The sequence below is a fragment of the Acidobacteriota bacterium genome, from assembly GCA_016703965.1.
Lineage (GTDB): Bacteria > Acidobacteriota > Blastocatellia > Pyrinomonadales > Pyrinomonadaceae > OLB17.
Map to the genome: position 1 here is coordinate 1 of JADJBB010000029.1, position 6,584 is coordinate 6,584.

Annotated in this window: 1 protein-coding gene, 2 tRNA genes, 2 rRNA genes and 1 pseudogene; 5 read left to right on the top strand and 1 reads right to left on the bottom strand. The window is 55.3% G+C overall.

Annotated features, from left to right (window positions below):
* Nucleotides 1-593 (bottom strand): annotated as a pseudogene (locus tag IPG22_23285) (transposase).
* Between IPG22_23285 and IPG22_23290 the strand changes: the two are divergent.
* The 5 genes from IPG22_23290 to IPG22_23310 form a co-directional block, all read left to right on the top strand.
* Nucleotides 523-1,209 (top strand): transposase, encoded by a 687-nt coding sequence (locus IPG22_23290; protein ID MBK6591190.1) that lies wholly within the window; start codon nt 523-525, stop codon nt 1,207-1,209. The pseudogene IPG22_23285 and the gene IPG22_23290 overlap by 71 nt on opposite strands.
* 436 nt (nt 1,210-1,645) lie before the next feature.
* A 16S ribosomal RNA gene (locus IPG22_23295) occupies nt 1,646-3,182 on the top strand.
* A gap of 138 nt (nt 3,183-3,320) precedes the next feature.
* Nucleotides 3,321-3,397 (top strand) — tRNA-Ile (locus tag IPG22_23300).
* Nucleotides 3,398-3,407: 10 nt separating this feature from the next.
* Nucleotides 3,408-3,482 (top strand) — tRNA-Ala (locus IPG22_23305).
* A 259-nt stretch (nt 3,483-3,741) separates the two neighbouring features.
* A 23S ribosomal RNA gene (locus IPG22_23310) occupies nt 3,742-6,584 on the top strand; the annotation flags it as partial.

The following is a 6,584-nucleotide window of genomic DNA, read 5'->3' on the forward strand; positions in this document are numbered from 1 at the left end:
TCTTGCTACGCCACGTGTTGAGATATCCGAGCGCAGCGGTGTCTTTCCGAAGTGCTGCGCCCACAGCCGGGGGGTGAGCTGTGCGACGTCGGCGGCCGGGTGTTGGCCAACACGCTGGAGGACGTCGACGAGATAGTCGTACGGATCGACCTGGTGCAGCCGAGAGGTCGCGATCAGGCTCTGGACGACGCCAACATGCGGGGCGCCCAGCTCGGTCCAGCTGAACATCCAGTTTTCCGACCCATCGGAACTGGCCGTAGCGCCCGTTCGAGGTGGTTGGTGTCGATCGGCACATCCGGGTCGGTCGAAACACTTCCAGCGCCGCGCGTCGCTTGTGCGCGTAAGCGAGCGCCTTGGTCAGCGGGCTGCTGGGCAAGAGCCCCTGGGCCGCCAGACTGTCCTTCACCCAGCCGAAGAACGCCCTCGACGATCGGCCGTGCGTGATCGAGCCGGTACTCGCGCTTGGCGTCCCCTTGAGTTTGGCCTCCCGGATCTTCGCTTCCGAGCGCGTAGAGGGCGCCGATGGACTCGAGCGCCTTGGCCGCCAGCGCGGGCTCGGCCGCTTCGGCGTTGATGAACTCGCGTCGGCAGTGCGCCTTATGTGGAACTCCACATAAGTCTCATGCCAGACGAGAGCTATTTGAAGCGAAGGATGCCGAGCCGACCGCAGTGGCCGAGGGGCTCGATCACATCGGTGCGATCTATGCCATCGAAGCCGACATCCGCGACAAGAAGCTCACCGGCGAGAAGAAACGCGACTACCGCCTGACGCACGCAAAACCGCGGGTCGAAATGTTCTTCCAGTGGGTGGCCCGCCAGTTTGAAAACCAGGGCTTTGCTACCGAGCAGCCCGTTCACCAAGGCCCTGGCCTACGCCCGAAACCGACGAAACGCACTGGAAGTCTTCCTCACCGATCCGGATGTCCCCATCGACACCAATCACCTCGAGCGGGCGCTGAGGGCAATTCCAATGGGGCGGAAGGCATGGATGTTCGCCTGGACAGAACTCGGCGCCAAGCATATCGGCATCGTCCAGAGCCTCATCGTCACCTGCCGCCTGCACGGCGTCGATCCCTACGACTACCTGGTCGATGTGCTCCAGCGCGGCCAACACCCCGCTGCCGACGTCCACCTGCTCACCCCAGGCTGTGGAAGACCCACTTCGCCGCCAACCCGCTTCGTTCCGACCTCTACAACATCGGAAAATAGCCGGCAATCACGCCGCAGGCTTAACGCTTACTCTGCAGGTAGGTAAGCGCAAGTTTGCGCGAGTCGCTATTGAGTAGATTTATCTCTTTAATCCCTTGACTCACTTTGATAGTTCTTTATAATGCGGCCTCTCTTGCTGCAGCGTCTCTGGTGACGGAGCGGGCGGTGAAGGGGTTGAAGCCGAAGGTGTTGTATTTTTCGGATGTTGCAGCGGGCTTTGCGTGTTGGGTTTGTTTTTTGCACGCGAGGCTTGACAGAGGGATTTTGATCTGTAGAATGCGCACCTCTTCGCTGGCGCAAAATTGCAGCGGTTCTTTAAAAGATGAACAACCGATAGGTGTGGGTGCTCGATTTCAGGGGCAGCCTGGCGTGCCAGGCTGCATGAAGAAATTGTAGTACTTGCAGAAATCGTCAGATTTCTGGAGTTTTGTGGATTGAACTTAAGAGTTTGATCCTGGCTCAGATTGAACGCTGGCGGCATGCTTTACACATGCAAGTCGAACGGTAACAGGGAGCTTGCTCCGCTGACGAGTGGCGAACGGGTGAGTAATGCATCGGAACGTACCCAGTCGTGGGGGATAACGTAGCGAAAGTTACGCTAATACCGCATACGTCCTGAGGGGAGAAAGCGGGGACCGAAAGGCCTCGCGCGATTGGAGCGGCCGATGTCGGATTAGCTAGTTGGTGGGGTAAAGGCCTACCAAGGCGACGATCCGTAGCGGGTCTGAGAGGATGATCCGCCACACTGGGACTGGAGACACGGCCCAGACTCCTACGGGAGGCAGCAGTGGGGAATTTTGGACAATGGGGGGCAACCCCTGATCCAGCCATGCCGCGTGAGTGAAGAAGGGCCTTCGGGTTGTAAAGCTCTTTCAGACGGAAAGAAAACGCATCGGTGAATACCCGATGTGGATGACGGTACCGTAAGAAGAAGCACCGGCTAACTACGCGCCAGCAGCCGCGGTAATACGTAGGGTGCGAGCGTTAATCGGAATTACTGGGCGTAAAGCGTGCGCAGGCGGTTATGTAAGACAGATGAAATCCCCGGGCTCAACCTGGGAACTGCGTTTGTGACTGCATAACTAGAGTACGGCAGAGGGAGGTGGAATTCGCGTGTAGCAGTGAAATGCGTAGATATGCGGAGGAACACCGATGGCGAAGGCAGCCTCCTGGGCCAGTACTGACGCTCATGCACGAAAGCGTGGGAGCAAACAGGATTAGATACCCTGGAAGTCCACGCCCTAAACGATGTCAACTAGTTGTTTCGGTGAGGAGACTCATTGAGTAACGCAGCTAACGCGTGAAGTTGACCGCCTGGGAGTACGGCCGCAAGGTTAAAACTCAAAGGAATTGACGGGGACCCGCACAAGCGGTGGATGATGTGGATTAATTCGATGCAACGCGAAAAACCTTACCTACCCTTGACATGTCAGGAATCCTTGAGAGATTGAGGGGTGCCCGAAAGGGAACCTGAACACAGGTGCTGCATGGCTGTCGTCAGCTCGTGTCGTGAGATGTTGGGTTAAGTCCCGCAACGAGCGCAACCCTTGTCATTAGTTGCCATCATTAAGTTGGGCACTCTAGTGAGACTGCCGGTGACAAACCGGAGGAAGGTGGGGATGACGTCAGTCCTCATGGCCCTTATGGGTAGGGCTTCACACGTCATACAATGGTCGGTACAGAGGGTTGCCAAGCCGCGAGGTGGAGCCAATCCCAGAAAGCCGATCGTAGTCCGGATTGGAGTCTGCAACTCGACTCCGCGAAGTCGGAATCGCTAGTAATCGCAGATCAGCATGCTGCGGTGAATACGTTCCCGGGTCGTGGCACACCGCCCGTCACACCATGGGGAGTGGGGTTTACCAGAAGTAGGTAGCTTAACCGCAAGGAGGGCGCTTACCACGGTGAGCTTCATGACTGGGGTGAAGTCGTAACAAGGTAGCCGTATCGGAAGGTGCGGCTGGATCACCTCCTTTCTAGAGAAAACTCTGGACTCGAGCATCCACAACCTATCGGTTGTTTTTTAAAGAACAGTAAGAGGTCAGGCGTCAGCGTTCGGAAAGTGAAGCGTGAGCTGTCTTTCTGGACACTGAGCGGGTCCTCGTGCAAGTACGGGGTCAGTAGCTCAGTCGGTTAGAGCACCGTCTTGATAAGGCGGGGGTCGTAGGTTCGATTCCTACCTGACCCACCAGCGTATCCGAGGGGGCATAGCTCAGCTGGGAGAGCACCGGCTTTGCAAGCCGGGGTCGTCGGTTCGATCCCGACTGCCTCCACCAAGAGATCAGAAGGAAGCGGATTCGCAAGGGGAGTTTGATTGAGTCTTCTTTGTTCTGGTTTTTACGAGTAAGACTGTTCGATCTTTAACAAAGTGGAAGAAGTGTGCAGTTCTCTGTTGATGAGACGGGGGCTGCATGGGTTGTGTGATTGCATTTTTAGCATCATCGCTGGCTTTGAACCAGCGCGGTGGTGATGCGCACAAACGCGAGTTCGGCTATGGCGGCGTACTTTGGGGCGACCCAGAGTGCAAGGTTATAGGATCAAGCGAAGAAGTGCATGTGGTGGATGCCTTGGCGATCACAGGCGATGAAGGACGCAGAAGCCTGCGAAAAGCGGGGGAGCTGGCAATGGAGCGTTGATCCCCCGATGTCCGAATGGGGAAACCCACCCGTTAAGGTATCCCATCCTGAATACATAGGATGTGGAAGCGAACCGGGAGAACTGAAACATCTAAGTACCCTGGAGGAAAAGAAATCAACCGAGATTCCCCAAGTAGTGGCGAGCGAACGGGGATGAGCCTGCACGAAAACCGATTACTTAGCAGAACAGTCTGGAAAGGCTGGCGATAGTGGGGTGATAGCCCCGTATGCGAAAAGTAGTGGGCGGGTCTGAGCGTGCGACAAGTAGGGCGGGACACGAGAAATCCTGTCTGAAGATGGGGGACCATCCTCCAAGGCTAAATACTCGTGATCGACCGATAGTGAACCAGTACCGTGAGGGAAAGGCGAAAAGAACCCCCGGGAGGAGGAATAGATCCTGAAACCGCATGCATACAAACAGTGGGAGCCTCCTTTGTGGGTGACTGCGTACCTTTTTGTAATGGGTCAGCGACTTACGTTCAGTAGCAAGCTTAACCGGATAGGAGGCGTAGCGAAAGCGAGTCTGATAAGGGCGACATAGTTGTTGGGCAGGACCCGAAACCAAGTGATTTATCCGGCACAGGATGAAGGTGCGGTAACACGCACTGGGAGGTCCGAAACCCACTAATGTTGAAAAATTAGGGGATGAGCTGTGGATAGGGGTGAAAGGCTAAACAAACTTGGAAATAGCTGGTTCTCCCTGAAAACTATTTAGGTAGTGCCTCGTGCGGACACTTCCGGGGGTAGAGCACTGTAATCGTTGAGGGGTCATTGCGATCTACCTCGCGATAGCAAACTCCGAATACCGGAAAGTGATACACGGAGACAGACAGCGGGTGCTAACGTCCGTTGTCAAGAGGGAAACAACCCAGACCGCCAGCCAAGGTCCCAATCCATGGCTATGGAAAACGAGGTGGGAAGGCATAGACAGCTAGGAGGTTGGCTTAGAAGCAGCCACCCTTTAAAGAAAGCGTAATAGCTCACTAGTCGAGTCGTCCCTGCGCGGAAGATGTAACGGGGCTCAAGCCATGAACCGAAGCTGCGGATGCATTTTATGCATGGTAGGGGAGCGTTCTGTAAGTCTGTGAAGGTGTCTTGTAAAGGATGCTGGAGATATCAGAAGTGCGAATGCTGACATGAGTAGCGATAAAGGGTGTGGAAAAGCACCCTCGCCGAAAGCCCAAGGTTTCCGCGCAACGTTCATCGGCGCAGGGTGAGTCGGCCCCAAGGCGAGGCAGAAATGCGTAGTCGATGGGAAACAGGTCAATATTCCTGTACCGCCTATGATGCGATGGGGGACGGAGAAGGTTAGGTTAGCCATCTGTTGGAATAGGTGGTTTAAGCGTGTAGGCGTGCTCTTTAGGCAAATCCGGAGAGCTAAGCTGAGGCGTGATGACGAGCGCTCTTTGAGTGCGAAGTAACTGATACCCTGCTTCCAGGAAAAGCCTCTAAGCTTCAGTCGTAGAGTGACCGTACCGCAAACCGACACAGGTGGGCAGATAGAAGATACTAAGGCGCTTGAGAGAACGCAGGAGAAGGAACTCGGCAAATGTGACGCGCAACTGGGGAGAAGGTATGCCCCGTTAGCTTGTAGGAGCACATCCGAAGGGCGAAGGGGCCGCAGAGAATCGGTGGCTGCGACTGTTTATTAAAAACACAGCACTCTGCAAACACGAAAGTGGACGTATAGGGTGTGACGCCTGCCCGGGCCGGAAGGTAGTGATGGGTGCAAGCTCTTGATCGAAGCCCCGGTAAACGGCGGCCGTAACTATAACGTCCTAAGGTAGCGAAATTCCTTGTCGGGTAAGTTCCGACCTGCACGAATGGCGTAACGATGGCCACACTGTCTCCTCCTGAGACTCAGCGAAGTTGAAGTGTTTGTGAAGATGCAATCTCCCCGCGGCTAGACGGAAAGACCCCATGAACCTTTACTGTAGCTTTGCATTGGACTTTGACGGGACTTGTGTAGGATAGGTGGGAGGCATTGAGACCGGGACGCTAGTTCTGGTGGAGCCGACATTGAAATACTACCCTGGTGTCGTTTAGGTCCTAACTCAGGTCTGTGATTCCAGATCGGGGACCGTGCATGGTGGGCAGTTTTACTGGGGCGGTCTCCTCCCAAAAGGTAACGGAGGAGTACGAAGGTCTTCCAGGTATGGTCGGACATCGTACTGATAGTGCAATGGCAAAAAGAAGGCTTGACTGCGAGACCAACAAGTCGAGCAGGTGCGAAAGCAGGTCATAGTGATCCGGTGGTTCTGTATGGAAGGGCCATCGCTCAACGGATAAAAGGTACTCTGGGGATAACAGGCTGATTCCGCCCAAGAGTTCACATCGACGGCGGAGTTTGGCAACTCGATGTCGGCTCATCACATCCTGGGGCTGTAGCCGGTCCCAAGGGTATGGCTGTTCGCCATTTAAAGTGGTACGTGAGCTGGGTTTAAAACGTCGGAGACAGTTTGGTCCCTATCTGCCGTGGGCGCTGGATATTTGAGGGGGCCTGCTCCTAGTACGAGAGGACCGGAGGGACGAATCTCTGGTGTACCGGTTGTGACGCCAGTCGCATCGCCGGGTAGCAATCGGGAAGAGATAAACCGCTGAAAGCATCTAAGCGGGAAACTCGCCTCGAGATGAGATATCCCTGGGAACTTGATTCTAAAGGGCCGTTGAAGACTACAACGTTGATAGGCTGGGTGTGGAAGCGCAGTAATGTGTGAAGCTAACCAGTACTAATTGCCCGTG

What these genes read in the sequence shown, in the direction of transcription:
- IPG22_23290 (MBK6591190.1), top strand. Translation starts at nt 523, where the DNA reads ATGGACTCGAGCGCCTTGGCCGCCAGCGCGGGCTCGGCCGCTTCGGCG.